The sequence below is a fragment of the Haemophilus sp. HMSC071C11 genome, from assembly GCF_001837655.1.
GTDB classification, from domain to species: domain Bacteria; phylum Pseudomonadota; class Gammaproteobacteria; order Enterobacterales; family Pasteurellaceae; genus Haemophilus; species Haemophilus influenzae.
Genome location: NZ_KV833446.1, coordinates 1 through 351, shown reverse-complemented (window position 1 = coordinate 351; position 351 = coordinate 1). Strand labels below are relative to the sequence as shown.

1 protein-coding gene is annotated in these 351 nt (G+C 41.6%); it reads right to left on the bottom strand.

Annotated elements, in window-relative coordinates:
* Nucleotides 1–80: 80 nt before the first annotated feature.
* Nucleotides 81–305 carry a hypothetical protein gene (locus HMPREF2644_RS07780; RefSeq protein WP_005633909.1) on the bottom strand — a complete coding sequence of 75 codons (225 nt, stop codon included), beginning with the start codon at nt 303–305 and terminating at the stop codon, nt 81–83.
* Nucleotides 306–351 lie beyond the last annotated feature (46 nt).

Here is a 351-nt window from a genome sequence, read left to right as displayed (position 1 = left end):
TTAATGCGTTGATCACGTAAAAAGAAAGGTTTATATTGGCTCATCACATCATTCCCAACGCTTGAATAACATCGCAAAACTCATTCTTTGTACTCCACACCTAAATCTTCCAACCCAAAATAACCGCAAGATTTTGTTCGATTCACTGCACTGTATTTACTTACCTGCGGAAACGGTATCGGCTCAATTAAGTGACCGTTACAGCGAAAACGATCGTCATCCCATTCGCTGCTCGATATAAAATAATCTGGCGTATAAAAATCCTCTAATTCCGCACCGCACTTTGGGCATTTATAGCTTGTCATTGCAATGCCCCTTTCCCTTTCATCATTGCCATCAAGCTATCGCGCG

What these genes read in the sequence shown, in the direction of transcription:
- HMPREF2644_RS07780 (WP_005633909.1), bottom strand. Translation starts at nt 305, where the DNA reads ATGACAAGCTATAAATGCCCAAAGTGCGGTGCGGAATTAGAGGATTTT.